24 protein-coding genes and 1 pseudogene are annotated in these 22,418 nt (G+C 68.0%); 17 read left to right on the forward strand and 8 right to left on the reverse strand.

From position 1 onward, the window contains the following. Nucleotides 1-12 precede the first annotated feature (12 nt). The 5 genes and pseudogenes from NMI01S_RS29240 to NMI01S_RS29255 all read left to right on the forward strand — a co-directional run bounded on the left by NMI01S_RS29240 (nucleotide 13) and on the right by NMI01S_RS29255 (nucleotide 3,533). The gene (locus NMI01S_RS29240) at nucleotides 13-573 is read left to right on the forward strand and encodes a CGNR zinc finger domain-containing protein (RefSeq protein ID WP_063001939.1); all 561 of its coding nucleotides are present in this window, start codon (nucleotides 13-15) and stop codon (nucleotides 571-573) included. A gap of 9 nt (nucleotides 574-582) precedes the next feature. After that, a pseudogene (locus NMI01S_RS36455) lies at nucleotides 583-762 on the forward strand (helix-turn-helix domain-containing protein); the annotation flags it as partial. A 111-nt stretch (nucleotides 763-873) separates the two neighbouring features. Next, on the forward strand, nucleotides 874-1,740 hold the full coding sequence (locus tag NMI01S_RS29245; RefSeq protein ID WP_245717081.1) for a hypothetical protein: 867 nt from the start codon (nucleotides 874-876) through the stop codon (nucleotides 1,738-1,740). Between the two features lie 162 nt (nucleotides 1,741-1,902). Continuing rightward, a complete protein-coding gene (locus NMI01S_RS35155; RefSeq protein ID WP_157126431.1) occupies nucleotides 1,903-2,454 on the forward strand; it encodes a hypothetical protein in 552 nt (183 codons plus the stop codon). Nucleotides 2,455-3,251: 797 nt separating this feature from the next. After that, entirely contained in the window at nucleotides 3,252-3,533 is a 282-nt protein-coding gene (locus NMI01S_RS29255) for a hypothetical protein (RefSeq protein ID WP_063001942.1), read from the forward strand. A 171-nt stretch (nucleotides 3,534-3,704) separates the two neighbouring features. Here the strand turns inward: NMI01S_RS29255 and NMI01S_RS29260 are convergent, their stop codons facing one another. From NMI01S_RS29260 to NMI01S_RS29285, 6 genes are all read right to left on the reverse strand, one after another. Then, a complete protein-coding gene (locus tag NMI01S_RS29260) occupies nucleotides 3,705-4,643 on the reverse strand; it encodes an alpha/beta hydrolase (protein WP_063001943.1) in 939 nt (312 codons plus the stop codon). A gap of 85 nt (nucleotides 4,644-4,728) precedes the next feature. After that, nucleotides 4,729-5,112, reverse strand: coding sequence for a hypothetical protein (locus NMI01S_RS29265; RefSeq protein WP_063001944.1), 384 nt, complete (start codon nucleotides 5,110-5,112; stop codon nucleotides 4,729-4,731). A 1-nt stretch (nucleotide 5,113) separates the two neighbouring features. Continuing rightward, the gene (locus NMI01S_RS29270; protein WP_063001945.1) at nucleotides 5,114-6,274 is read right to left on the reverse strand and encodes a thiolase C-terminal domain-containing protein; all 1,161 of its coding nucleotides are present in this window, start codon (nucleotides 6,272-6,274) and stop codon (nucleotides 5,114-5,116) included. A gap of 138 nt (nucleotides 6,275-6,412) precedes the next feature. Then, nucleotides 6,413-7,600, reverse strand: a complete 1,188-nt coding sequence (locus NMI01S_RS29275; RefSeq protein WP_063001946.1) for an OB-fold domain-containing protein — start codon at nucleotides 7,598-7,600, stop codon at nucleotides 6,413-6,415. A gap of 24 nt (nucleotides 7,601-7,624) precedes the next feature. Further along, nucleotides 7,625-8,842, reverse strand: coding sequence for a CaiB/BaiF CoA transferase family protein (locus tag NMI01S_RS29280; protein WP_063001947.1), 1,218 nt, complete (start codon nucleotides 8,840-8,842; stop codon nucleotides 7,625-7,627). After that, complete coding sequence (locus NMI01S_RS29285; RefSeq protein WP_157126441.1) at nucleotides 8,842-10,320, reverse strand: aldehyde dehydrogenase family protein; 1,479 nt, start codon at nucleotides 10,318-10,320, stop codon at nucleotides 8,842-8,844. The genes NMI01S_RS29280 and NMI01S_RS29285 overlap by 1 nt, the downstream gene beginning before the upstream one ends. 203 nt (nucleotides 10,321-10,523) lie before the next feature. On the opposite strand from NMI01S_RS29285, the gene NMI01S_RS29290 reads away from it, so the two are divergent. From NMI01S_RS29290 to NMI01S_RS29335, 10 genes are read left to right on the forward strand one after another with little or no spacing between them, the layout of a single operon-like run. Continuing rightward, a complete protein-coding gene (locus NMI01S_RS29290; protein WP_063001949.1) occupies nucleotides 10,524-11,330 on the forward strand; it encodes a TauD/TfdA dioxygenase family protein in 807 nt (268 codons plus the stop codon). After that, the gene (locus tag NMI01S_RS29295; protein ID WP_063002093.1) at nucleotides 11,327-12,031 is read left to right on the forward strand and encodes an SDR family NAD(P)-dependent oxidoreductase; all 705 of its coding nucleotides are present in this window, start codon (nucleotides 11,327-11,329) and stop codon (nucleotides 12,029-12,031) included. The genes NMI01S_RS29290 and NMI01S_RS29295 overlap by 4 nt, the downstream gene beginning before the upstream one ends. 46 nt (nucleotides 12,032-12,077) lie before the next feature. Further along, nucleotides 12,078-12,938, forward strand: a complete 861-nt coding sequence (locus tag NMI01S_RS29300) for a mycofactocin-coupled SDR family oxidoreductase (RefSeq protein ID WP_063001950.1) — start codon at nucleotides 12,078-12,080, stop codon at nucleotides 12,936-12,938. Between the two features lie 11 nt (nucleotides 12,939-12,949). Beyond that, nucleotides 12,950-13,141, forward strand: coding sequence for a ferredoxin (locus tag NMI01S_RS29305; protein ID WP_030517538.1), 192 nt, complete (start codon nucleotides 12,950-12,952; stop codon nucleotides 13,139-13,141). Between the two features lie 11 nt (nucleotides 13,142-13,152). Further along, complete coding sequence (locus tag NMI01S_RS29310; RefSeq protein ID WP_063001951.1) at nucleotides 13,153-14,529, forward strand: cytochrome P450; 1,377 nt, start codon at nucleotides 13,153-13,155, stop codon at nucleotides 14,527-14,529. A 52-nt stretch (nucleotides 14,530-14,581) separates the two neighbouring features. Beyond that, on the forward strand, nucleotides 14,582-16,243 hold the full coding sequence (locus NMI01S_RS29315; protein WP_063001952.1) for a thiolase C-terminal domain-containing protein: 1,662 nt from the start codon (nucleotides 14,582-14,584) through the stop codon (nucleotides 16,241-16,243). Continuing rightward, nucleotides 16,240-17,286 carry an alpha/beta fold hydrolase gene (locus NMI01S_RS29320; protein ID WP_084513374.1) on the forward strand — a complete coding sequence of 349 codons (1,047 nt, stop codon included), beginning with the start codon at nucleotides 16,240-16,242 and terminating at the stop codon, nucleotides 17,284-17,286. Before NMI01S_RS29315 ends, NMI01S_RS29320 begins: the two co-directional genes overlap by 4 nt. Nucleotides 17,287-17,293: 7 nt before the next feature. Next, nucleotides 17,294-17,815 carry a DoxX family protein gene (locus NMI01S_RS29325; RefSeq protein WP_063001954.1) on the forward strand — a complete coding sequence of 174 codons (522 nt, stop codon included), beginning with the start codon at nucleotides 17,294-17,296 and terminating at the stop codon, nucleotides 17,813-17,815. 29 nt (nucleotides 17,816-17,844) lie between these two features. Further along, a complete protein-coding gene (locus NMI01S_RS29330; protein WP_063001955.1) occupies nucleotides 17,845-18,663 on the forward strand; it encodes an NAD(P)-dependent oxidoreductase in 819 nt (272 codons plus the stop codon). A gap of 5 nt (nucleotides 18,664-18,668) precedes the next feature. Continuing rightward, on the forward strand, nucleotides 18,669-19,502 hold the full coding sequence (locus tag NMI01S_RS29335; RefSeq protein ID WP_063002095.1) for an NAD(P)-dependent oxidoreductase: 834 nt from the start codon (nucleotides 18,669-18,671) through the stop codon (nucleotides 19,500-19,502). A 113-nt stretch (nucleotides 19,503-19,615) separates the two neighbouring features. On the opposite strand, the gene NMI01S_RS29340 is transcribed toward NMI01S_RS29335, so the two are convergent. Next, complete coding sequence (locus NMI01S_RS29340; protein ID WP_063001956.1) at nucleotides 19,616-20,170, reverse strand: TetR family transcriptional regulator; 555 nt, start codon at nucleotides 20,168-20,170, stop codon at nucleotides 19,616-19,618. Between the two features lie 94 nt (nucleotides 20,171-20,264). On the opposite strand from NMI01S_RS29340, the gene NMI01S_RS29345 reads away from it, so the two are divergent. After that, nucleotides 20,265-21,023, forward strand: coding sequence for an SDR family NAD(P)-dependent oxidoreductase (locus tag NMI01S_RS29345; protein WP_063002097.1), 759 nt, complete (start codon nucleotides 20,265-20,267; stop codon nucleotides 21,021-21,023). Nucleotides 21,024-21,286: 263 nt separating this feature from the next. Then, the gene (locus NMI01S_RS29350; RefSeq protein ID WP_063001957.1) at nucleotides 21,287-22,084 is read left to right on the forward strand and encodes an enoyl-CoA hydratase; all 798 of its coding nucleotides are present in this window, start codon (nucleotides 21,287-21,289) and stop codon (nucleotides 22,082-22,084) included. Between the two features lie 145 nt (nucleotides 22,085-22,229). Here the strand turns inward: NMI01S_RS29350 and NMI01S_RS33810 are convergent, their stop codons facing one another. Continuing rightward, on the reverse strand, nucleotides 22,230-22,376 hold the full coding sequence (locus NMI01S_RS33810) for a DUF1059 domain-containing protein (protein WP_063820473.1): 147 nt from the start codon (nucleotides 22,374-22,376) through the stop codon (nucleotides 22,230-22,232). Nucleotides 22,377-22,418: the final 42 nt, after the last annotated feature.

The raw sequence follows: 22,418 nt of genomic DNA on the forward strand, positions 1-22,418 counted from the left end.
TAAGGTGGTTCCATGCCTGCTGGGTTTCCTGATTTCCGCCTCGGCGCCGTGCTGGCGACCAGCTTCACGGGGACTCTGTCGGAGCGGCACGGCGAGCCTGTGGAGCGCATCCCCACACCGCAGCGACTCGTCGATTGGCTGGAGGTGAACGGCCTGGCCGTGGATTCCTGCACCCCCGCCCAGCTCGACCTTGCCCGGGAACTGAGGGAAGCAATTCACGCCGCCGCCACAGCGGCCGCACTCGGCGGCGAGCTCCCCGCGGCGGCCGTCCGAATCATCAACGACCGCAGCATTCAGGGCCGGGCCGCAGCAATCCTGACACCCGACGGGACCCGTCGATGGCGACTCAGCGCGCCCTCCTGCGTAGAAGACGCCCTGGGCGTCATCGCCGCCGACGCGATCGACATCATCTCCGGCGAACGAGACGGAAAATTGGCCCTGTGCGCTTCGCCGACCTGCCGAGCCGCCTTCTTCGACACCAGCCAGAGCCGCACCCGCAAATGGTGCGATATGAACACCTGCGGTAACCGCCAGAAGAAAGCACGCTTCAACGCCACCCACCGCCGCCGCTAGCCTTGGAGCATGGACCTCGGGGAGCGGCTCCAATCTCTGCGCAAACGGCGCGGGCTCACGCAACGGGAGCTCGCGGAGCTGTCCGGTGTCTCGTTGTCGTACATCCGGAAGATCGAGCAGGGTGAGCGTACCGACGCTCGCATCGACACACTCCGGCGGTTCGCTGTCACCCTCGGTTGTTCTCTGACAGCGCTTCTCGGCCCGGCGCCCAGCGCTCCGAAATCCGAAGGCGACTCCGCACTGTGGGAACCGACGCGAGACGCACTCGCGGCCATGCGGGACTCGACCGTAGAGGAGTCGATGACTGTCGGAGGCGTGGAAGCCGCTCTTGCCGACGGGACGCGCCTCTATCACGACAACCGTTACGAGGCGCTGGCTCACGTGCTGCCGCGACTGATCGAAGATGCCCAGGTGGCGTCGCCGTTGGTGCGGTCACGGGTGCTGCAACTCGCGGGCTCAGCGATGGTGCAGACCCGCCAACTGTCCGCCGCGCGCATGGCATTGGATCGGTCGCTGGCCGATGCCGAGTCGACCGGGAATATCCTCGACGCCGCCTCGGCGGTAATTACCCTGTGCTGGTTGCTGATCGTCGAACGACAATTCGATGCCGTCCGCCGGCTCGCCACCGAATGGGCCGACCGCGTCGAGCCGCGCCTCTCGGTCGCGACCACCCGCGAGATATCCACCTGGGGATGGCTTTTGCTGCGCGGATCCGCCGCCGCGATCCGCGACAATCGCCCGGATGAGGCCGATGACATGATGCGCCTGGCCGCCGCGGGCGCCGTGGCCGTCAGGCGTGAGAAAGCCCCCTATCACCAATACTGGACGACATTCGATCCACCGACCGTCGCCATGAAACGGGTCGAGAACGCCGTCGTCGCCGACCAGCCGGACCTCGCTCTGCGCCTCGCCCGCGATATCGCTCCCGACCCACGACCCACTTCGGACAACCGCAATCGCCATCTGCTCGATGTCGCCTCGGCGCATCTGGAGTTGCGGCACTACGACGCGGCATTCGAGGTCTTGACGACGCTGTCGCGCGAGGCCCGGCCCTGGCTCGTCGAGCAGAGAATGGCGCGTGACTTACTCGGTCGGATCATCGCGAAGCGACGCACTCTGACCATGGAGATGCGCGGCCTGGCCGGACTTCTGAAGCTGGAATACTAAGCAGCGCAACGTCTTCGCAGTGTCACTTCCGGCGACCACCCCGGCAAAGCGCCATTGTTGACCCCCTCGGACGATGTGAAGCTCGATGCGGCCTCGCCGCCGGGTGAAGACGCCTCGGCGGTGGGTGCCTACCAGGGCCAACACCGGAGAGGGGAAGCAATCATGCGCGACTCGGACGCCACAGGCTCGGCCAGGCCGTTCGGCACCCTGTGGCGGACAACAGGTTCAACCCTTCGCACAGGGGACGAGCAGCTATCGGCCGAACTGCCCGAACGGGTCCCGGGCGCATGCACCCACTTCTTTCCCGATCGGAACGGCCCACTCCAACCGCCGCCCGCTGATCTGCTGTACCGGGTCGTCGCCGGCCTGCTCGGAAGCGAAGACAGGTCACCGATTCACTGTCCTCCACCACTCGCATACGGGTACCTTCGGCTCGATCTCGTCTCCGCAGACGATCTTCACAGCAGCGAGCTCCGCCTCACAATGGCTGCGAAGATGCTCGGCTGCGAACTCGCCGCGATCTTCCGCGAGCCGACACCGCAGACCACCGTCCCGCCCGCGTACCTGGAGCTGGTTCGCGAATGCTGCCGCGCCGAGGCCTGCGTTGTCATCACGGGCCGCGATCACTTGTCGAATCTCGAGCTTCCACGCACGTGTTTGCTTGGTGTTTTGGCTGGACGCGCCCGTGTCCTGGTTCACGAAATATCGCTATGACGCAGGGAATTGCCACTGTGAATGGCTTCACGCCTATCGCCATCTACCCAGCCGAAACTCACGATGGTTTGCGGCTTCGGAGCATCACATCGATTCTGGAGGACGCGTTGAGCTCTTTCGCGTGGTCCGCATCGGCGGAACCGATATCGCGGTATCCGAGCATTCGTGGTCAGGCCGGGTGAGAGCCTTGAACTGTCCACATATCTTCGTGCCGGCCGACGGAGCTCTGGCCGAGATGCTCTGCGATGTCGAACTGTTGGGCCCGCTATCCGTCGGCCGGGCACGACAACTCATCGCCATCCACTGCGACCACGATTGTCTCGTCACACACGCCGCTCGAGCCCTCGAAGATGAGGACGACGAAACATGACGGTGAGGCGAATTGATCTGGCGCGCAGCCGTCAACCGGCGAGGAGAGCCGGACATGTGTCGCGTGATGGTCGGGCTGGATAGGCTGGCAACCGTGATGAAATGCGGCATCTCGTTCTGGCCGGCGTCGTGGCGACGAGTGTGATCGCGTGCGGCGAGTCGGGACCGGAATTGTCGAAAACGTCAGCGGCACCGACGATTCGCACCGCCTGCGAAGCCAGTGCGGCAAACGGATCCGTCTTCACCTCCAGAGTGCGCCCTGATATGCCCTTCACGCTCCAGCTTCCGCAATTGAGGGGCTGGCAGGTGACGCCGGTGGATAACGACGACCGGTGTTAGGTCGTGTCGATCGGCACGCAGGGCGGACGGCCAGCGCGACCGTCACCCTCGGCGTGCCCCCTCCACGCAGCGCCATCGACAACACAGTCGTGATCAGTGCGATCGACGGCATATGGCGGCAGTGGCGATCCGAGGCCGTCCAGGTGTGCGGTTGGGACGGAACCCGGTCCACCGGAGTTTCGCCCGCGTCCGGTGCCGATGGGGTCGACCGGTACCACGAGTTTCTCGGATTCGGTTATCTCGCAGGCGACGTGCTGTACCCGATCCGAATGTCGGTCGAGGCCACGGCCGCAGAGCGGGATATGTACCAACCCGATATCGACACCTTCGTCCACGGACTGCAGATCGTGCCGACAACTCCAGCCGGTTGAGCAGCGTCGTTTCACGCGGCGCTGAGCACACCCCACGCCACGGTGCGGCCGGATACGTTGTCGGACCGTACCTGTGGTCCGGATCGCCGTCCACTGCCTACGCCTGAATTCGGACGCGCGCCGAAATTGTGAGAATTCACCACGCGAAACAGACTCTGACCACCCGGGTGGTCAGCGATCAGAGCGCGACACCTCGTGAACGGTCAACCCCATCGTCATAGCCAACCAGCGCCGCGCCCGTGCATGGAATTCGCGTGCGAGACCCGCCCCGGGCGCCCAACTGTCGAAACCGTGGGGCGCGCCCGGCACGATGTCGAGTTCCACCTCCACACCCGCCGCGCGAAGACGCTCCGCATAGGCCACGTTCTCGTCGTGGAACAGGTCGATGGTGCCGACGCCCATCCAGGCGGGCGGGGTGCCGGTGAGATCGTCGCGGCGGGCGGCTACGGAGAATTCGGGTACGTCGGTGGCGCCGGGTGGGGCGGCGAGGTAGCTGCTCCAGCCGTAGAGGTTGTTGTCGTTGGTCCACCCGAGATGCCGGAGGGCGTCCAGGTCGCGGCGGGCGGCGGTGCGGTCGTCGAGCATCGGCGCGCTCAGCCAGAGGGCGGCCGGGCGGGAGCCGCCGTCGGCGACGAGGCGCTGGCACAGGCAGGCGGCCAGTCCGCCGCCGGCGCTCTGTCCGCCGAGCACTACCCGGGCGGGGTCGATTCCGAATCGGGAGGCGTTGCGCTGCAACCACATCCATGCGATCCAGCAGTCCTGCAGGGGGGCCGGGAAGGGATGTTCGGGTGCGAGGCGGTAGTCGACCGAGACGATCGTGACGCCGAGGTCGCGGGCGGTGATCGAGCAGAAGGTGTCGTCCTGCACCGGGCTGCCGAGGACGTAGCCGCCGCCGTGTATCCACAACAACTGCGCACCGGTGGGGCGATAGATCCGCAGCGGTACGCGGCCGGCCGCGAGATGCTCGATGCGCACGCCCGCGACGCGCCGGGCCGGCCGGTGGGCGGCGGCCAGGCGCACCAGGCGTAATGCCCAGCGCCGGCCGATCGTCAGCGGCGGCAACCAGCGCGCGGGTCCGCGCAGTTCCGGCGCTACGAGGGACAGGTCCATCGCGATCTCCTTCTCACACCCGAAACGAAACTATAGTTCGGACAGGTGTCTCGCAGTGGCCGATCGCCGGGTAGTGCAGTGGCATTCACCGAGGGCAGACGATCCGCACCGAGGGCGGCCGGAGCAATTGCGACCGTGCCGGCACCACCGCGAGCAGACTCTTGCGCCGCGCGAGCGCCACCGCGTGCCCGACGGCGCCGAAAGGCAGGTGCTGCCACGTCCAGTTGCAGCCGTGCGGCGACAGCAGCATCGCGGTCTGCGCGAAATCGGCATGTTCGACCTGTTCGGCGTCGACGAACATGCCGACCATGATCGAACTCACCAGCGCCGGAGCCAGCGTGCCGTCACAGACGACATGCACAGTCCCGTCGCGGCCGACATAGTGTGCGGCCCAATCCAATACGACACGCCGCCGGGCCGCGCGCCCGGTGACGAGCGCGACGACCTCGGATTCGCAGCGCGGAGACATTTCAGCCGTGGGGACCCTCCAGAATCGTCACCGCCGACACCGCCGTCGGGCCGCCGAGGTTGTGCGCCAGCCCGATTCGCGCCCCGTCGACCTGGTTGACGGCGTGTCCGCGCAACTGCTCGAACAACTCCACGCACTGCGCCACACCGGTCGCCCCCGGCGGATGGCCCTTGGATTTCAATCCGCCGCTCGGATTCACCGGCACCGCCCCACCCACGCTGGTCGCACCCGTGTCGACCAGTTTGCAAGCCTCGAAGCGGTCGGCGAAGCCGAGGTCCTCGTAGCTGATCAGCTCGATGCCGGTGAAGAAGTCGTGCACCTCCGCGACATCGATATCGGCCGGGGTCAGCCCCGCCATCGCGAAGGCCTGTTTCGCCGCGCGGACCGTCGCCGGGAATGTGGTCATATCACGTTTGTGCTGGTGCATCACCGAATCCAGGCCCAGGCCCACTCCCCTGATCCAGACCGGCCGATCCGTGTAGCGGTGCACCACGTCCTCGGCGGCGAGGATCAGCGCGGCGGCACCGTCGCTCTGCGGAGCGCAGTCGTACACGCCGAACGGATCCACCACCGTCGGGGCCGCGAGGGCCTGCTCCAAGGAGATTTCGAAACGCAAGCGCGCCTTGGGATTCGACACGCCGTGGCGGTGGTTCTTCACCGCGATCATGCCCAGATGTTCCCGGCCGGCCGGTGCTTCGTGCAGATAGCGGGCGACGTGCAGGGCGAAGCCGGCCGGGGCGATCAGCCCGAGTGGATAGTCCCACGCCATATCGCGGGTCATCGCCTCCCACGCCCAGAGCATGTCCTTGGAGGCGGTTTCGCGGAGTTTGTCCGCGCCGATCACCAGCGCCACATCGTAGGCACCGGAGGCGATGCCGAACAGGGCGTTGCGCACCGCGTCGTTGCCGGTGGCGCAGGAGTTTTCGACCCGCGTCACCGGGAGGTCCGGCACGCCGAGCACGTCGGCGAGAATGCCCGAGGGGAATCCGTCCGGGGTGCCCATCGCGCCGAACCACGCCGCCTGCAGGTCGGCTTTCGCGATGCCCTTGTCCACCGACGCCGCGCATTCGGCGAAGGCCATCGGCAGCAGATCCTTGATGCCGAGCGCGAAATGTTCGGCGAACGGCGTCATCCCGGCGCCGACCAATGCCACCCGTCTCATGCCGCCTCCGTAATTTGCGGGAGCGCCCGCACCCCGGTCGGCGCCACGAGCGCTGCGCGATTGTGTCTCATGCCGCCTCCGTAACTTGCGGGAGCGCCCGCACCCCGGTCGGCGCCACGGGCGCTGCGCGATTGTGTCTCATGCCGCCTCCGTGTCCGGCTCGAATGCGTACCCGTAATCCGGCACCCCCGAACGCACCGCGACCCGGCGCAGTACCATCCGGCCGCGATCGCCGATGCGGACCGTGCCGGGATCGGCGCCCGTGACCTTCACCAGTGCCCGCACGTCCACCTCGTCGAGTTCGACGATCACCAGCGAATACGGTGTCCGCAGCCCGGGCACCGGCACGTGGACCGTCACCTCGGTGTACACGGTTCCGGTGCGCGGCAACGGAATCAGCGTGTAGTCGGTGCTGAGCCGGCCGTCCTCGCCGAGGCGGTAGCGCGGCGGGAGATCCAGCTCGTCGCGGCCCGGGTGGCGCCCGGCCTCCCAGCGCACCTTGGCCTCGAAGGCCCGTTCGTAGGCGGCCAGCGAGATCGGGATGTCGGCACCCGGTACCGCGATTGCCTCCGGTTCGGCCCGCACCGCCGGTTCTCGCCGATACACCCGCGCGGGCCCAGCAGACACCGTGACCCCCGAAAGGCTGGCCTGCTCGACCCCGACCAGCAGACCCGTCTGCCCCCAGTCGGCCAGTGCCGCAAGGGCGAACAGGCTCGACCCGGCCCCCGTCGTCGGCAGTCGCGGCGGATCACCGACGCACAGGTGAGCCGCCTGCGCGTGGTCGACGCCCGATACGATCACCGGCGTATCCACCCACGCCGCGGCCAGCGATGCCAGCAGGCCCCGCTCGTGCAGCAGCCTCGGATCGCCGTAGTCGTGGACGTCGCCGGTGGCGTTGCGGGTGCGTACCGGCAGACTGCGCGCCACCCGGGCCGCGGTCCGCACCGCCAATCCGCGCTCGGCGACCAGGGCCGCGGCCGCCCCGGCCGGATCCAGGTCGACGCCGATGATCAGCGTGCGCGGGCGGGCGGAGCTCAGCGCGTCGAGCGTCGCGGGCGCGCCGCCGAGCCGTTCGATCACCTCGAGTTCGGAATCCAAACCCAGCCCGGCCAGCAACACCGCGGCATTGCTGCTCTCCAGCAGCGGCAGATCCCGGCTCACCACGACGACGCGCTCGACGTAGGCGGTGGCGCGCGGGGCGCCGGCCAGTGCGGCCCGCCCGGCCTCCACCGCCAGGGTCACCGCATCCTCGTCCGTGCCGGGAACGCGGCCGCGAGGTCCGCCCCAGCAGGGCAGATAGGTTCCGATCGATGCGACACAGGGCATGCCGTCAGCCTTCCTGCGGGGAAACTACGTGATGGCGCCGGCGGTCTTGAGCGCGATGATGCGATCCCAGTCCAACCCCAGCTCCAGCAGTACTTCCTCGGTGTGTGCCGCGAATTCCGGCCCGGGTCCGGTCTCGGGTGCGGTGAGATCGAATTGCACCGGGTTGGCGACCATTTCGAGGCTGCCGACCCGCACCAGGTAGTCGTTGGCGCGGATCTGCGGATCGGACCCGACCTGCAGGCTGTCCTGTACCGGCGCCCACGGCCCGGCCATGGTCGCCAGCTTCTCGGTCCATTCGGCCAGGGTGCGCTGTCGGATCGCCTCGCGCAGAATCGCCACGCCCGCTTCGGTATTGGCGGCGATCGACTCCGCGGTGGCGAAGCGCGGATCGCCGGCCAGCTCCGGGCGGTCGATATGGCGCATGACGTCGGCCCAGAACTTGGCGGGCTGCAACATGACCAAGGAGAGATAGCGGCCGTCGGCGGTTTCGTAGAGACCCGACAGCGGATTGGTCGGCGCCCCGTGCGAACCGGGTGCGGGTGCGATCAACGGTTGCTGCAGATGTGCCGACAGCGCGATGGTGTGGCCCATGGACCACAGGCCGCTGCCCAGCAGCGAGACGTCGACCACCGACGGTTCGCCGGTCCGTTCGCGTTTCAGCAGCGCCGCCGCGATGCCGCCCGCGAGATTCGTTCCGGAGATGGTGTCGCCGAAGGCCGGACCGGGCGGGGAGATCAGTCCGTCCATTCCCTCCGGGGTGATGGTCGCGGCGACCGACCCCCGGCACCAGAAGGCGGTCATATCGAAGCCGCCCTTGGTCGATTCCTCGCCGCGCGGTCCCAGCGCGCTGCCGCGCGCGTAGACGATATCCGGCTTCACCTCGCGAATGTCGTCGACATCGATGCCGAATTTGGCACGCGCCTGCGGCAGGAAACTGGTGAGGAACACATCGGCCGTCTTCGCCAGCTCGTAGATCACCTCGCGCCCCTCGGGAACCGACATGTCCAGTCCGATACTGCGTTTGCCGCGATTGGCATGCTCGATATTGGGGTTGGGATCGCCCTCGACCTTCAACCGGCCGATCTGGCGCAACCCACGCTGCGGATCACCGGTACGGGCGTGTTCCACCTTCACCACGTCCGCCCCCCATTCGGCCAGTACCGCGCCGGCGGAGGGGACGAACCCGTACATCGCGACCTCGAGGACGCGGATGCCGGCCAGAGGTTTGCCGCCGCCGCTCATCAGGCCACCACCGCGGCGAAGGACTTCTGTTCGAGGAACTCCTCGATGCCGGCCACGCCCATCTCCCGGCCGATGCCCGACTGCTTGTAGCCGCCGAAGGGCACATCGGGGTGAAAGTAGTTGCCGCCGTTGATACTCATGGTTCCGGTGCGGATGCGCCGCGCCACCGCCAGCGCCCGGTCCTCGTCGGCGGAGAACACGCCGCCCGAGAGGCCGTAGACGGAGTTGTTGGCGATGCGGACCGCGTCCTCGTCGTCGTCGAACGGGATCAGGGCCAGCACCGGCCCGAAGACCTCTTCCTGAGCGATCTCGCTGTCCGGATCGACTCCCGCGAGCAGGGTCGGGGTGTAGAAGTAGCCGGGGCCGACCTTCTCCCCGCCGCACACCAGTTTCGCACCGGCCTGCACCGCGCGCTGCACGAGGGCGTGCACCTTGTCGCGCTGACGTTCCGAAATCAACGGGCCCATATAGTTTTTCGAGTCGCCCGGATCGCCGTAACTGACCTTGGACATGAATCCGGCGACCATCTCGGCCACCTCGTCGTGGCGGTCGCGTGGCACCAGCATGCGCGTGGTGATGGCACAGCCCTGCCCGGCGTGGCTGCAGACGCTGAAGGCGCCGAACATCGCGGCGGTGCCGAAATCGGCGTCGTCGAGTACGACCATCGCGGATTTGCCGCCCAGTTCCAGGAAGACCCGTTTGAGCGAATCGCCTGCCGCCGACATGATCTGGCGGCCGACCGCGGTGGATCCGGTGAAGCTGACGACGTCGACATCACGATGGGTGGTCAGCGTCCTGCCCACCTCGATATCCGATCCGGACAGCACGTTCACCACGCCCGCGGGGATGTCGGTGTGCGCAGCGATCACCTCGCCGAGCGCGAGTGTGGCCAGCGGAGTGTCGGGTGCGCCCTTGAGCACCACGGTGCAGCCGGCCGCCAGCGCCGGCGCCAGTTTCGCCAGCGCCAGCTGATGCGGATAGTTGTAGGCCGCGATGGCCGCGACCACCCCGGAGGCCTCGCGCTCGACCCAGCGGCGATGCATCCGGCCGCGGTCCTCCACCTCACCGAGTTCCTCGGTGCGCGGATAGGTGCGAGTGAGACCGGCGAAGTAGTTCACGATTTCGAACGGCGTCTCGAGTTGATTGGCGTGGGTCATCATCCGGGTCGCGCCGACCTCGGCGATGGTCAGCTCGCGCAGGCCCTCGACGTCGGCGCGCAGTGCCGCGTAGAACTGCTCGAGGCAGTGCGCACGGAATTCCGTGTTCGTGGACCAGTCCGTGGTGTCGAAGGCCCGGCGCGCGGCCGCGATAGCCGCCTCGGTATCGGCGATGCTCGCCTCGGGCGCGTAACCGTAGACCTGTCCGGTGGCCGGGTTCAGGGAGGCGAAACTGCGCTCCCCCGCGACGAGTTCACCGTCGATCAGCATTCGTCTGGTGACGGCGCGCCCGTCACCGGCCGTCGCGTTGCCCTGTGGCATCCCGTCTCCTCGTTTCATGGAAATTCCATTCTCATCAATGGAGAATAATGTATCCGAGAGTGTTCGGCCCCAGCAATGGCCGAACGCGCCGAACCGGACGACTCGACCGCCTCGCCGATCCCGGAACGAGCACGAATCCAGGCAAACCTTGCGGAGAAACATCCCGCGAGAGTACGGTTCTCGTAATCGGAAGGGAGATTCTTGTGGTTGAGACGACAGCGCTGAGCCCCACCATCGGAGTGGAGGTCACCGGGGTCGAGGATCTGCACGACGACACGGTGATCAGCCGGTGCCTCGAGGCCCTGAAGTGGCGCGGCGTCCTGGTGGTCCGCGGACTGCATCTCGACGACGAGGCACAGCTGGCGTTCTGCCGGCGCCTCGGCACCGTCCTCGCCCCCGGCGGCCGCGACATCTTCACCATCACACTGAATCCCGAGAAGAACCGCGCCGCGAAATATCTCGAGGGCACCTTCTTCTGGCATATCGACGACACCACCAACGACGTGCCGGCCAAGGCGACCGTGCTCACCGCGCGGCACGTGGCGATGGAAGGCGGTGGCACCCAGTTCGCCAGCACCTACGCCGCCTACGAAGGACTGCCGGAAGCCGAACGCAAGCGCTACGACCCCCTGCGGGTGGTGCACAGCTTCGAGGCCTCCCAGCGGCTCGTGCACCCCGACCCGACCGCCGAGCAGGTCGCCGACTGGCGTCAATTGCCCACGCACGAAACATCATTGGTGTGGCAGCGCCGCGACGGGCGCCGGTCTCTGGTCATCGGCGCCACCGCCGACCACATCGTGGGCATGGATCCGGTCGAGAGCCGCAAACTCCTCGACGAACTGCTGGAATGGTCGACCCAGCCGCGGTTCTCCTACACCCACGACTGGTCGGTGGGCGATCTGGTGGTGTGGGACAACACCGGCATCCTGCACCGCGCCCTGCCCTACGACGCGACCTCCGAACGCGAACTGCACCGCACCACGATCGCCGGAGCCGAACCGTGGGCGTGAGAACAGCGGTGGTCACCGGCGGAGGATCCGGAATCGGCCTGGCGGTGGCGAATCGGTTGCGCGCCGACGGTTTTCAGGTCGCCACCCTCGACATCGAACCCGGCGACTCCGAATTCGACCACGCCGCCGACGTCACCGACCGCGCCCAGATCGACGCCGCGCTCACCGCGATCCGCGAGCAGCTGGGCCCGGTGACGGTGCTGGTGAACTCCGCCGGTGCGGAGGGCTATCGCCGGTTCGCGAATCTGAGCTTCGAACAGTGGGAGCGCACCATCGCGGTGAACCTGCACGGCGTCTTCCACAGTATCCAGGCCGTCCTGCCCGATATGCGCGCCACGCAGTGGGGCCGGATCGTCAACATCTCCTCCTCCAGCACCCATTCCGGACAACCGTTCATGTCGCATTACGTCTCGGCGAAATCGGCGGTCAACGGGCTCACGAAATCGCTGGCACTGGAACTCGGCCCCGAAGGCATCACCGTGAACGCGGTCCCACCCGGGTTCATCGATACCCCGATGCTGCGCAAGACCGAACAGGCGCAACTGCTCGGCGGAACGATCGACGACCACATCGCCCGCACCCCGGTCCGCCGGGTCGGCCGGCCCGAGGACATCGCCGCCGCCTGCGCGTTCCTGGTCTCCGAAGAGGCCGGCTACATCACCGGCCAGATCCTCGGTGTCAACGGCGGCCGCAACACGTAACCGGCGTGAAACGCGCCGTGGCACAACACAACCGAAAGGACCACCAGTGGGACGCGTGGAAGGCAAAGTCGCCCTCGTCACCGGTGCCGCACGAGGACAGGGCCGCAGTCATGCGGTGAAACTGGCGTCCGAGGGCGCCGACATCATCGCCGTCGACATCTGCCGGGACATCGAGACCATCGGCTATGCGATGGCACGGCCGGAAGACCTCGAGGAAACCGAACGACTGGTGGAGAAGACCGGCCGCCGGATCGTCGCCGTCCAGGCCGACGTCCGCAATATCGCCGCACTGCGCGACGCGGTGAAACGCGGTGTCGGCGAACTGGGGCATCTGGATGTCGTGGTGGCCCAGGCCGGTATCGCCGGAATGAAGGGCGAACCGCAGTGGCAGGCCTGGACCGACGTCATCGACACCAACCTGATCGGCGTGATCAACACCGTGCACGCCGCACTGCCGTATCTGGACACCGGCGCCTCGATCATCGCCACCGGCTCGACCGCGGCGCTGATGGATGTGGCCAAGGTCGATCAGCCAGGTAAGGATCCCGGCGGCATCGCCTATATGGTCGCCAAGCGCGGACTGTCGATGTACATGCACGAGTTGGCGACTCATATCGCCGCGCGCAATATCCGCGCCAATGTCATCCACCCGACCAACTGCAATACGGACATGTTGCGGAGCGAGCCGATGTACCGCTCCTTCCGGCCCGACCTCGAGAAGCCGACCCTGCAGGACGCGCAGCCCGCCTTCCATGTGCAGCAGGCCATGCCGGTGCCGTGGATCGAACCGGAGGACACCAGCAACATGGTGCTGTTCCTGGCCTCCGACGAATCCCGCTACGTCACCGGCATGCAGATGCGGGTGGACGCCGGCGGCTATCTCAAGTGGTACGACTATCACATCTAAGGGGAGAAACCGTGAAGGTGCGCGTAGATCCGGAACGCTGCCAGGGACACACCCTGTGCGCCATGGTCGCTCCGAAATCGTTCGTACTCAGTGAAATCGACGGCCACTCCTCGGCGGTCAGCGAGGACGTACCCCCCGACCAGGAGGAACAGGTCCGCGAGGCCGCCCAGTCGTGCCCGGAACGAGCGATCACCATCACCTGAGAGGAACGGCCGTGACCGCCGAGAACATCACCGCGGCCGGACCGGCGGACGACGAGCGGAAACAACCGCGATACTCGTTCGACCGGTACGCCCCGGAATATCGCGACAATTTCCTGTCCATCACCCAGGACATGCAGCAGCACTGCCCGATCGCCTGGTCGGATACCCACGGCGGCCACTGGGTCGCCGCCGGCAATCGCGAGGTCTTCGAGCTCGCCCGCTGCCCTCATGTGTCCAACGATCACGACCCCGCCGGGGAACGCCGTGGCTACCAAGGGATTTCGATCCCGAAACCGCCACGCGCCGCCGCCATCCGGGGCGGAATCCTGGAGATGGACGAGCCCGAGCATCGCGAACTGCGATCGGCGCTCAATCCGTATCTGTCCCCGGCGGCGGTCAACCGCTGGATTCCGTTCATCGACGAGGTCGTGCGGGCGGCGATCGACGAGAAGATCGAATCGGGCCATATCGATTTCGTCGACGATCTGGCCAATATCGTTCCCGCCGTTCTCACGTTGGCGATGCTCGGCATCCCGCTGAAGAAATGGACGGTCTACAACGAACCGGTTCATGCCGCGGTCTACACCCCGCCCGATTCCCCGGATATCGAGCGGATCACCGCGATGCACCGGGAAATGGGCCTGGATCTGCTCAACAACCTGATCGAGGTCAAGGAGAATCCGCGGCCGGGCATGATCGACGCGGTGGTGCGGGCGAAGGTCAACGGCACCCAGCTGCCCGATCTCGAGATGCTCGGCATGCTGGCGCTGATCATCGGCGGCGGTTTCGACACCACCACCGCGCTCACCGCGCATTCACTGGAATGGTTGTCGGAGCATCCGGATCAGCGCGCAATTCTCAGCACCGAACGCGAGACCCTGCTCGATTCGGCCACCGAGGAATTCCTGCGGTACTACACGCCGGCCCCCGGTGACGGCCGCACCATCGCCGAGGACTGCGAGGTGGTCGGCACGCGGTTCGCCGAGGGCGATCGGCTCTGGCTGTCGTGGGCGATGGCCAACCGGGATCCGTCGATCTTCGAAGATCCCAACGAGATCATTCTCGATCGGCACCGCAACCGGCACTACAGTTTCGGGCTCGGCATCCATCGCTGCATCGGCTCGAATCTGGCCCGCACGGTGTTCAAGCGGATGCTGCTGGCGGTGCTGGACCGGATGCCGGACTACCGCTGCGACCCCGAAACCGCGGTGCACTACGACACCATCGCGGTCATCCAGGGCATGCGGCATCTGCCGGCGACCTTCACTCCCGGCCCGCGCCTGGGCGAGGGACTTCACGCGACGCTGGAGAAGTTGCAGGCGATCTGCGACGAGCAGCAGCTCGCGGCGCCGGTGACCGCCCGCAAGGAACAGGCCGACATCCACTGATCCGCGCGCACAACCGAATTCGCAGATCGCACCGACAAGCAGGAGGCGTGAGGTGACCACCGCGTCCGGGCGGCCGCTACCGCAGCTCACCGCGCAGAACGAATTCTTCTGGACCGCCGGCGCCGACGATCGGCTGCGCATCCAGCAGTGCCGGACCTGCGCCGAGCTGATCCACCCGCCGCAGCCGGTGTGCCGCTATTGCCGCGGCACCGATATGGGTGTGCGTGAGGTCTCCGGGGAGGCGACGCTCATCGGATTCACGCACAACCAGCGGTTCGGATTGCCCGGGTTGCCGCCGCCGTACGTGGTCGGTCAGGTCGCATTGGTCGAGGATCCGCGAATTCGCCTGACCACCACCGTCATCGGCTGCGCCGCCGACGATCTGGTGCTGGGCATGCGGATGGAAGTCGTGTTCGAACCGCACGAGGACGTGTGGCTTCCCCTGTTCCGGCCCACGGCCGAGCAGCCGGAACCGGCGCCGCTGCCCGCCGACGACATCGACCCGGACCGCTTCGCCGAGCACGTCCGGCCCCGCGTCCGCACGGCCAAATTCGAGGATCGGGTGGCGCTGACCGGCATCGGGATCTCCGATATCGGGCGGCGGCTGATGGCGCCACCGCTGGCATTGACCGTGCAGGCATGCGAGCGTGCCGTCGCCGATGCCGGACTCACCATGGCCGATATCGACGGGCTCTCCACGTACCCGGGCGGGGGGAATCTGGGCGGATTCGGTGAGGGCGGGGTGACCGCGCTCGAATCGGCGCTGGGATTGCGGCCGACCTGGTACAACGGCGGCATCGAAACCTTCGGTCCCGGTGGCTCGGTGATCGCGGCGATGCTGGCCGTCGCGGGCGGGCTGGCACGGCACGTACTGTGCTTCCGGACGGTATGGGAGGCCACCTACAACGAGCTGATCCGGACCGGCTCGGCGACACCGCTGGGCAGTGGTCGCACCACCAGCTGGCAACTGCCGTTCGGCGCGACCTCGGCGGCGCACACCCTCGCCCAGAACGCGCAACGCCACTTCCATCGCTACGGCACGACCAAGGAGACGCTGGGCTGGATCGCGCTGAACCAGCGCGCCAACGCCGCCCTGAATCCCACCGCGGTGTACCGGGATCCGCTCACGATGGAGGATTATCTGTCGGCGCGGCCGGTGACCAGTCCGTTCGGCCTCTACGACTGCGACGTACCGTGTGACGGCGCGGTGGCGGTGCTCGTCTCGGCCGTCGAGACAGCCGCCGACCTGGCCAAACCACCCGTATACGTGGAAGCCATCGGCACCCAGATCCTCGAGCGGGTGGAATGGGATCAGAGCACCCTCACCCACGAGCCGCAGGTGCTCGGTCAGTCGGCACATCTGTGGTCGCGCACCGATTTCCGCCCCGAGAACGTCGACGTCGCCGAACTCTACGACGGCTTCAGCTTCAACTGCCTGTCCTGGATCGAGGCGCTGGGATTCTGCAAGATCGGCGAGGCCAAGGACTTCCTCGACGGCGGGAAGAACATTGCGCGAGACGGCATTCTGCCGCTGAACACGCACGGCGGGCAGCTCTCGCACGGGCGCACCCACGGCATGGGCCTGATCCACGAGGCGGTCGCCCAGCTGCGCGGTGAATGCGGGCCGCGGCAGGTCCCCGGCGCGCGGGTGGCGGTCACGAGCAGTGGTGGGTTGACTCCGAGCGGCGTGCTGCTGCTGCGGAGCGAGCGATGACCACAGCAGCGGAGCGGCCCGCCGCCCCAGCAGCGGACCAGCCCCTCACGCCGGCAGCGAAGCAGACCATACCGATCGCTGCCGCGTCCGACGGACCGCCGCACCTACCGAGTGCACACCATTCGTCCACGCCACCGGAGCCGGTGGTGACCGAGGTGGGCGGGATCGCGGTGTCGGGACTCCTGATGCGGGCGCGAGAGCCGCGTGCGCTACTGGCCGCACTGCACGGCGGCGCTACCACCTCCGTCTACTTCGATTGTCCGGGACACCCCGAGTTGTCGCTGCTGCGCACCGCGTGCGACCTCGGCTTCACCGTGCTGGCACTGGACCGGCCGGGTTACGGTGCGTCGGCACCGGACGCCGATCGACTGTGGGATCCGCAGCGGCGCGTCGACCTGATGTATTCGGCGGTGGCACAACTGCTTCCCGACGCCCGCGACGCGGGCGCACTGCTGATCGCCCACTCGGCCGGGTGCGAGCTGGCCCTGCGGATGGCCGCCGACGATCGCGGCCGCGACCTGCTGGGCCTCGAAGTTGCCGGTACCGGACGCGAATACAGCACCGCGGCCGCGACGATGCTGTCCGCGGTGCGCGGACCCGGTGCGCGACCACGCGGACTCGACGAACTGCTCTGGCAACCGGCCCGGCTGTATCCGCCCGACCTGGTCGGCGGCGCGCCGATCGCCGCGAACGGGCCGCGCCTGGAAGCGGCGACCGTCGCCGACTGGGCCGATACCGAATTCCCGGCCCTGGCCGGTCGGATCCGCGTGCCGGTGCGCTTCACCCTCGGTGATCACGAACGGGTGTGGCGCAACGACCCGGACGGGATGGCGCATGCCGGCGCGGCGTTCACCGTGGCGCCACGAGTGGTACTCAACCGGCAGCCGGGCAGCGGCCACAACCTGAGCGTGGGCCGTTCCGCGCGCGCCTACCACCTGGGGGTGCTGGCCTTCGCCGAGGAGTGCCTGCTCGCCGCCGGTGCCGGGTTCCCCTGCTCCGCAACCCAATTCGACGGGGCCGACGGTATGCGGCCCGGAAGGTGAGGCGAAGATGAACGTCGCCGACGTGGCGCTGCTGCTGTTGCGCCTGGTGGTCGGCGCGACCATGATCGCGCACGGCTACAACCATTGGCGCGGCGGCGGCCGCATCGACGGGACCGCACGCTGGTTCGCCGGGCTCGGGTTGCGCAACGGAATTTTGCAGGCCTGGCTGAGCGTGGTCACCGAAATCGGCGCGGGCGCATTGTTGATCGTGGGCCTGTTCACGCCGCTGGCGTGTGCGGCGATCATCTCGGTGATGCTCGTGGCGGGCCTGCTGGCCCATCGCTCGAACGGATTCTTCGTCTTCAAGGAAGGCTACGAGTACGTGCTGGTGCTCGCGGTCACCGCCTTGGCCACGGCCATGCTGGGCCCGGGACGGCTCTCGCTCGACCACGCGACCGATATCGAGGTCGTGGGCTGGGCCGGCGGTGTGATCGCGGCCGGGATGGCCGTGGTCGCGACGGCCGGGCTGCTGGCGACCTTCTGGCGTCCCGCGCCGGCGCCCGCGCAGCAGCCGGAACCCACGGCATGACAGGGTCATTCGACGGAAGAGGTGCGGATATGCGAGTCGGATTCATCGGATTGGGCAGCCAGGGCGGCCCCATGGCGCGGCGCATCATCGCGGCCGGATATCCGACCACGCTGTGGGCGCGCCGGGCCGCCACCCTGGAAGCGTTCGCCGATACCGGCGCGGCGACCGCCGACACACCGGCGGCACTGGGCACCTGCAGCGATCTGGTCTGTGTCTGCGTGGTCGGCGACGACGACGTCCGCGAGGTACTCACCGGCGAACACGGCGTGCTGGCGGGCATGTCCGCGGGCGGGGTGGTGGCCGTCCACAGCACCGTCCACCCCGACACCTGCCGCGACTTGTCGAAAACTGCTGCTGTGCAGGGCATTTCCCTGGTCGACGCGCCGGTCAGTGGCGGCGGACCCGCCGCGGAGGCCGGGCGGCTGCTGGTGATGGCCGGTGGTGACGCCGAGGTGGTACAACGCTGCCGCCCCGTATTCGGCAGCTACGCCGACCCGGTGGTGCATCTGGGCGGCGTCGGCTCCGGTCAGGTCACCAAACTGCTCAACAATCTACTGTTCACCGCCAACATCGCGACCGCGATGAGCACCTTCACCCTGGGCGCCGGACTGGGTGTCGATCCGGCCCGGCTGGGCGAGGTGATCGCGCACGGCACCGCGAACAGTTTCGCGTTGGGGCGCATCGTCGACGCCGGTGTGAGTCTCGACCGGCTCGCCCAGTACGCAGGGGCGCTGCTGCGCAAGGACGTCTCCCTGGTCGCGAGCCTGGCCGATGCGGCGGGGGCCGACCCCGGCGTCGTCCTCACCGCCGCGGACGCCACCCTGGCGCTGATGAATCGACAGCGGTGACCGGGATGCGCATCGGATTCGTCGGCGCCGGACGGATGGGCCTGCCGATGGTACGCCGACTCGCGGCGGCCGGGCACGGCGTCCGGGTCGCGGTGCGGCGCAACGACGTTCGCGACGCGGTAACCGAGGCGGGCGCTCGCGCGGTGGACACCGCCGCTGAGGCCGCCGAAGGTGCCTACGCGGTGCTGGTGGGCCTTTTCTCCGACGATCAGGTGCGCGAGGTCTGTCTCGACGGTGACCTGCCCGCGGCCATGGCACCCGGATCGATCCTGGCCCTGCACACCACCGGCGATCCGCGCACCGCGCAAGCCGTTGCCGCACAGGCGGTTCCGCATGCCGTGCGAGTGGCCGACGCGCCTGTCAGCGGCGGACCGCACGATATCGCCGCGGGTGCGCTGACCGTCTTCGTCGGCGCCGACGACGACACCGCCGCCGATCTGCGGCCGGTGCTGTCGTGCTATGCCGATCCGATCCTGCACGTCGGCGCGCTCGGGGCGGGACAGCGGGTCAAGCTTGTCAACAACGCCCTGTTCGCGGCGCAGGCGGGACTGGTCGCCGCGGCGGTGCGGCTGGCCGGCCAGTTGGGAGTCACGGAAGCGGCACTGCTGTCGGCGCTCCCCCACGCCAGTTCCGCCGGACGCGCCGTCACCAGCATGGCCGCGAAGAGATCGGTGGCCGAATTCGGCGATGCGGTCGGCGAATTCCTGCGCAAGGACGTCGCGGTGGTCCGCGCCCTCACCACCGAACTCGGCGGCACGCTCGGCGTACTCGACGCCGCCATCTCCGCCGCCCCCTTCGGTCGAGACGACAAGCCAGCCCCGCACGTCACCGCCCATTGACCGCGCTGCGCCCCGCGCCGTCACCTGTCACGCGTCGCCGGGCCGCTGTATCCACGACGCGGCACCCTCCCCGCAGCCCGCCCGCGCCCGAGATCCGGCTCGTCGGGTGCCGATCATGCTCGCAATCCCTGCTCGATCAGCGACCACCCGCGGGCGGCCAGCACCCGGCGATCCTGCGCCCCGGCCCGCGCCAGCAGCGCCGCCAGCATCGCCAGCGCGAGCATGAGGTCTTGACACGTCAGATCGGCGCGGACCCGGCCGCACGCCCGGGCGATGTCGAGATGATCGCCCAGCAGTGCCGCCACCCTGCTGCTCATCCGCGCCAGCCGCCCGTCGGTCAGCGACGGATCGATCAATTCGACGAACGCGATCGAGGTCACCACCTGGTCGACGATGCGTTCCAGGAGCTGGTCCAGCCCGGTATCCGACTGTGCCGCATAGGCTTCCAGCCCCACCACATTGTCCTCGAAGACCGCCAGCGCGAGCGATTCCCGGTCGGCGAAGTGCCGGTACAGACTCCCCTGCCCGACGCCCGCGCGCCGGGCGATCAGATTCAGCGGAGCCTCGAAACCCGATTCGGCGAACACCTCGCGGGCGGCGGCGATCAGAGCCGCTCGATTGGCGGCGGCCGCACCGGGTCCACGATTCCCTCGACGCTGCTCGGTCACCGGCCTACACTACCAACCGGACAGTGATGTCCGGTTGGAACGGCGACGTCGACACGTGCCGGCGGGCCCGCAGCGCACCGAGGAGGGAACACCGTTGAGCACCAGTAACTTTCACAACCGGGTAGCCATCGTCACGGGCGCCGGCTCCGGAATCGGGCGGGCCATGGCCATCGCATTCGCCAAATGCGGCGCCATGGTCGTGGCGGCCGATATCAGTTCCGACGGCGCCCAGGGTACCGCCGCGGAGATCGGCGCGGCCGCGATTCCGGTAGTGGTCGACATCTCCGACGAAATCGACGTCGCCCGCGCCACCCGCACCGCGATGGACACCTTCGGCCGTATCGACGTGCTGTGCAACAACGCCGGGATCATGGACAAGATGGCATTGCCGGCCGACACCCCGGTGACCACCTGGGAACGCACGGTCGCGGTCAACCTCACCGGCACCTTCCTCATGACCCGGGCGGTGCTGCCTCATATGCTCGACCAGGGCATCGGTTCGATCGTCAACACCGCCTCGGAGGCCGGAATCCGCGGCGGCGCAGCGGGAATCGCCTACACCGCCGCCAAACACGGAGTGGTGGGACTGACCCGCAATGTGGCGTGGATCCATGCCGGGGACGGCATCCGATGTAATGCGATCCTGCCGGGCCCGACGATGACCGGCATCGCCGAGCCCACCCCGGAATGGGATCTCGACGGGGTGACCCGGCTGCAGCCGGTGATGTCGCTGATGCGCGGTGTCGCCGAACCCGAGCAGATGGCCGAGGTCGCCGTCTTCCTCGCCTCCGACGCCGCCTCGTTCATCAACGGAGCGGTGGTCCCGGTGGACGGCGGCTGGTCGGCCGGTTGACCCGGCCGACCAGCGTCTCAGGCCAGCGCCGCGGCCGGCAGCGCGGGCATCGCATCGTAGGCCAGCCCGACGCCGCCGTTGATCACGCAGATCGCCATCAGCTAGCTCCAGGTCGAACCCATCAGTGCGGTGGTGCGGCCGTACCCGGCCGCGATCACCAGCGCACCGATCGTGGTGTCGATTCGCACAGATCACCCCCTTTTGGGGTGAGAATATTATTCTTCAAAACTGATACTGCTGTTTCGATTCGAACGGAGCGGGCGATGACCGAACCCGTGGTCACGGTGGAGCACGCGGACGGCGTCGCGACGGTGACACTGCACCGTCCGGCGGTCCGCAATGCGCTCAATCGCGCGCTGATGGATGCGGTATGGGATGCGGTCGCCGCAGCGGGCGCGAATCCCGATGTCGGCGCGGTCGTTCTCACCGGAGCCGATCCGGCCTTCTGCGCGGGGATCGATATCGGCGCCGCCGCGTCCGGGCCGGCGTCGGTCCGCACCCCCGGATCGGGGCCCGGGCGCGGACCCGACGGCCTGTTCCGATTCTTGCCGGTGGTCGACATTCCGGTCATCGGCGCGATCAACGGCGCATGTGTCGCGGGCGGGCTGGAACTGGCGCTGCAGTGCACCTTCCTCGTCGCCTCCGAACGAGCCCGGTTCGCCGACACCCACGCCCGGATGGGCATGATGCCCGGTGGCGGGGTCACGGTCGGACTCACCCGGACGGTGGGCCGGCGCCGGGCGGTCGAACTGTCGCTCACCGGCAATTTCCTCACCGCCGACGACGCACTCGCCTACGGGTTGGTCAATCATGTTGTGCCCCATGCCCACTTGCTGCCGTTCACGCGTTCCCTCGCCGCCGACCTGCTGACCGGCGACAGCGAGGCCCGCACGCGGCTGTTGCGGCACTACCGCGCCCTGGCCGAGGAGGACGGGCGCGGCGCACAGCTGCTCGAAGGTGTCATGGCCGAAACCTGGTCGCCCGGCACCGCCCGCATGGCCGAGTACGGGGCCCGGGTGATCGAACGAGGCCGCGAGCAGATGCGCGGGCAACCCAGATGACCCGGCTCTCGTGGCCGGGCCAATAGCGTTGCCGCAGTAGTCGTTTGCACAGTTCGCCGTTCGGATCCCGGGGCAACTCGGTGGTGAAGTCCACGCTTCGCGGGCATTTGCACGCGGCGAGCTATCTGGCCGCCGATACGGAGGATCAGTAGGCGAGGAAGAGGATTTCGTCGCGCGAGTAGTCGTGGCCGGGGTGATTCTCGGCCAGATGCTTCTGCGTCTTCTCGACGAGGTCGTCTTCGTCGGTGCCGACGATCTGTTCACCGCAGGGGCAGCCCAGTCTGGTCTTCAACGTTGTTCTCCATCGGTCGGGCTGGACGTGTCGTTCCCCGTC

Origin of the sequence: Nocardia mikamii NBRC 108933 (assembly GCF_001613505.1) — a bacterium.
Taxonomy (GTDB): domain Bacteria; phylum Actinomycetota; class Actinomycetes; order Mycobacteriales; family Mycobacteriaceae; genus Nocardia; species Nocardia mikamii.

What these genes read in the sequence shown, in the direction of transcription:
- NMI01S_RS29330 (WP_063001955.1), top strand. Translation starts at nt 17,845, where the DNA reads ATGCGAGTCGGATTCATCGGATTGGGCAGCCAGGGCGGCCCCATGGCG.
- NMI01S_RS29240 (WP_063001939.1), top strand. Translation starts at nt 13, where the DNA reads ATGCCTGCTGGGTTTCCTGATTTCCGCCTCGGCGCCGTGCTGGCGACC.
- NMI01S_RS35155 (WP_157126431.1), top strand. Translation starts at nt 1,903, where the DNA reads ATGCGCGACTCGGACGCCACAGGCTCGGCCAGGCCGTTCGGCACCCTG.
- NMI01S_RS29275 (WP_063001946.1), bottom strand. Translation starts at nt 7,600, where the DNA reads ATGCCCTGTGTCGCATCGATCGGAACCTATCTGCCCTGCTGGGGCGGA.
- NMI01S_RS29335 (WP_063002095.1), top strand. Translation starts at nt 18,669, where the DNA reads ATGCGCATCGGATTCGTCGGCGCCGGACGGATGGGCCTGCCGATGGTA.
- NMI01S_RS29285 (WP_157126441.1), bottom strand. Translation starts at nt 10,320, where the DNA reads ATGCCACAGGGCAACGCGACGGCCGGTGACGGGCGCGCCGTCACCAGA.
- NMI01S_RS29320 (WP_084513374.1), top strand. Translation starts at nt 16,240, where the DNA reads ATGACCACAGCAGCGGAGCGGCCCGCCGCCCCAGCAGCGGACCAGCCC.
- NMI01S_RS29270 (WP_063001945.1), bottom strand. Translation starts at nt 6,274, where the DNA reads ATGAGACGGGTGGCATTGGTCGGCGCCGGGATGACGCCGTTCGCCGAA.
- NMI01S_RS29265 (WP_063001944.1), bottom strand. Translation starts at nt 5,112, where the DNA reads ATGTCTCCGCGCTGCGAATCCGAGGTCGTCGCGCTCGTCACCGGGCGC.
- NMI01S_RS29260 (WP_063001943.1), bottom strand. Translation starts at nt 4,643, where the DNA reads ATGGACCTGTCCCTCGTAGCGCCGGAACTGCGCGGACCCGCGCGCTGG.
- NMI01S_RS29325 (WP_063001954.1), top strand. Translation starts at nt 17,294, where the DNA reads ATGAACGTCGCCGACGTGGCGCTGCTGCTGTTGCGCCTGGTGGTCGGC.
- NMI01S_RS29350 (WP_063001957.1), top strand. Translation starts at nt 21,287, where the DNA reads ATGACCGAACCCGTGGTCACGGTGGAGCACGCGGACGGCGTCGCGACG.
- NMI01S_RS29245 (WP_245717081.1), top strand. Translation starts at nt 874, where the DNA reads ATGACTGTCGGAGGCGTGGAAGCCGCTCTTGCCGACGGGACGCGCCTC.
- NMI01S_RS29280 (WP_063001947.1), bottom strand. Translation starts at nt 8,842, where the DNA reads ATGAGCGGCGGCGGCAAACCTCTGGCCGGCATCCGCGTCCTCGAGGTC.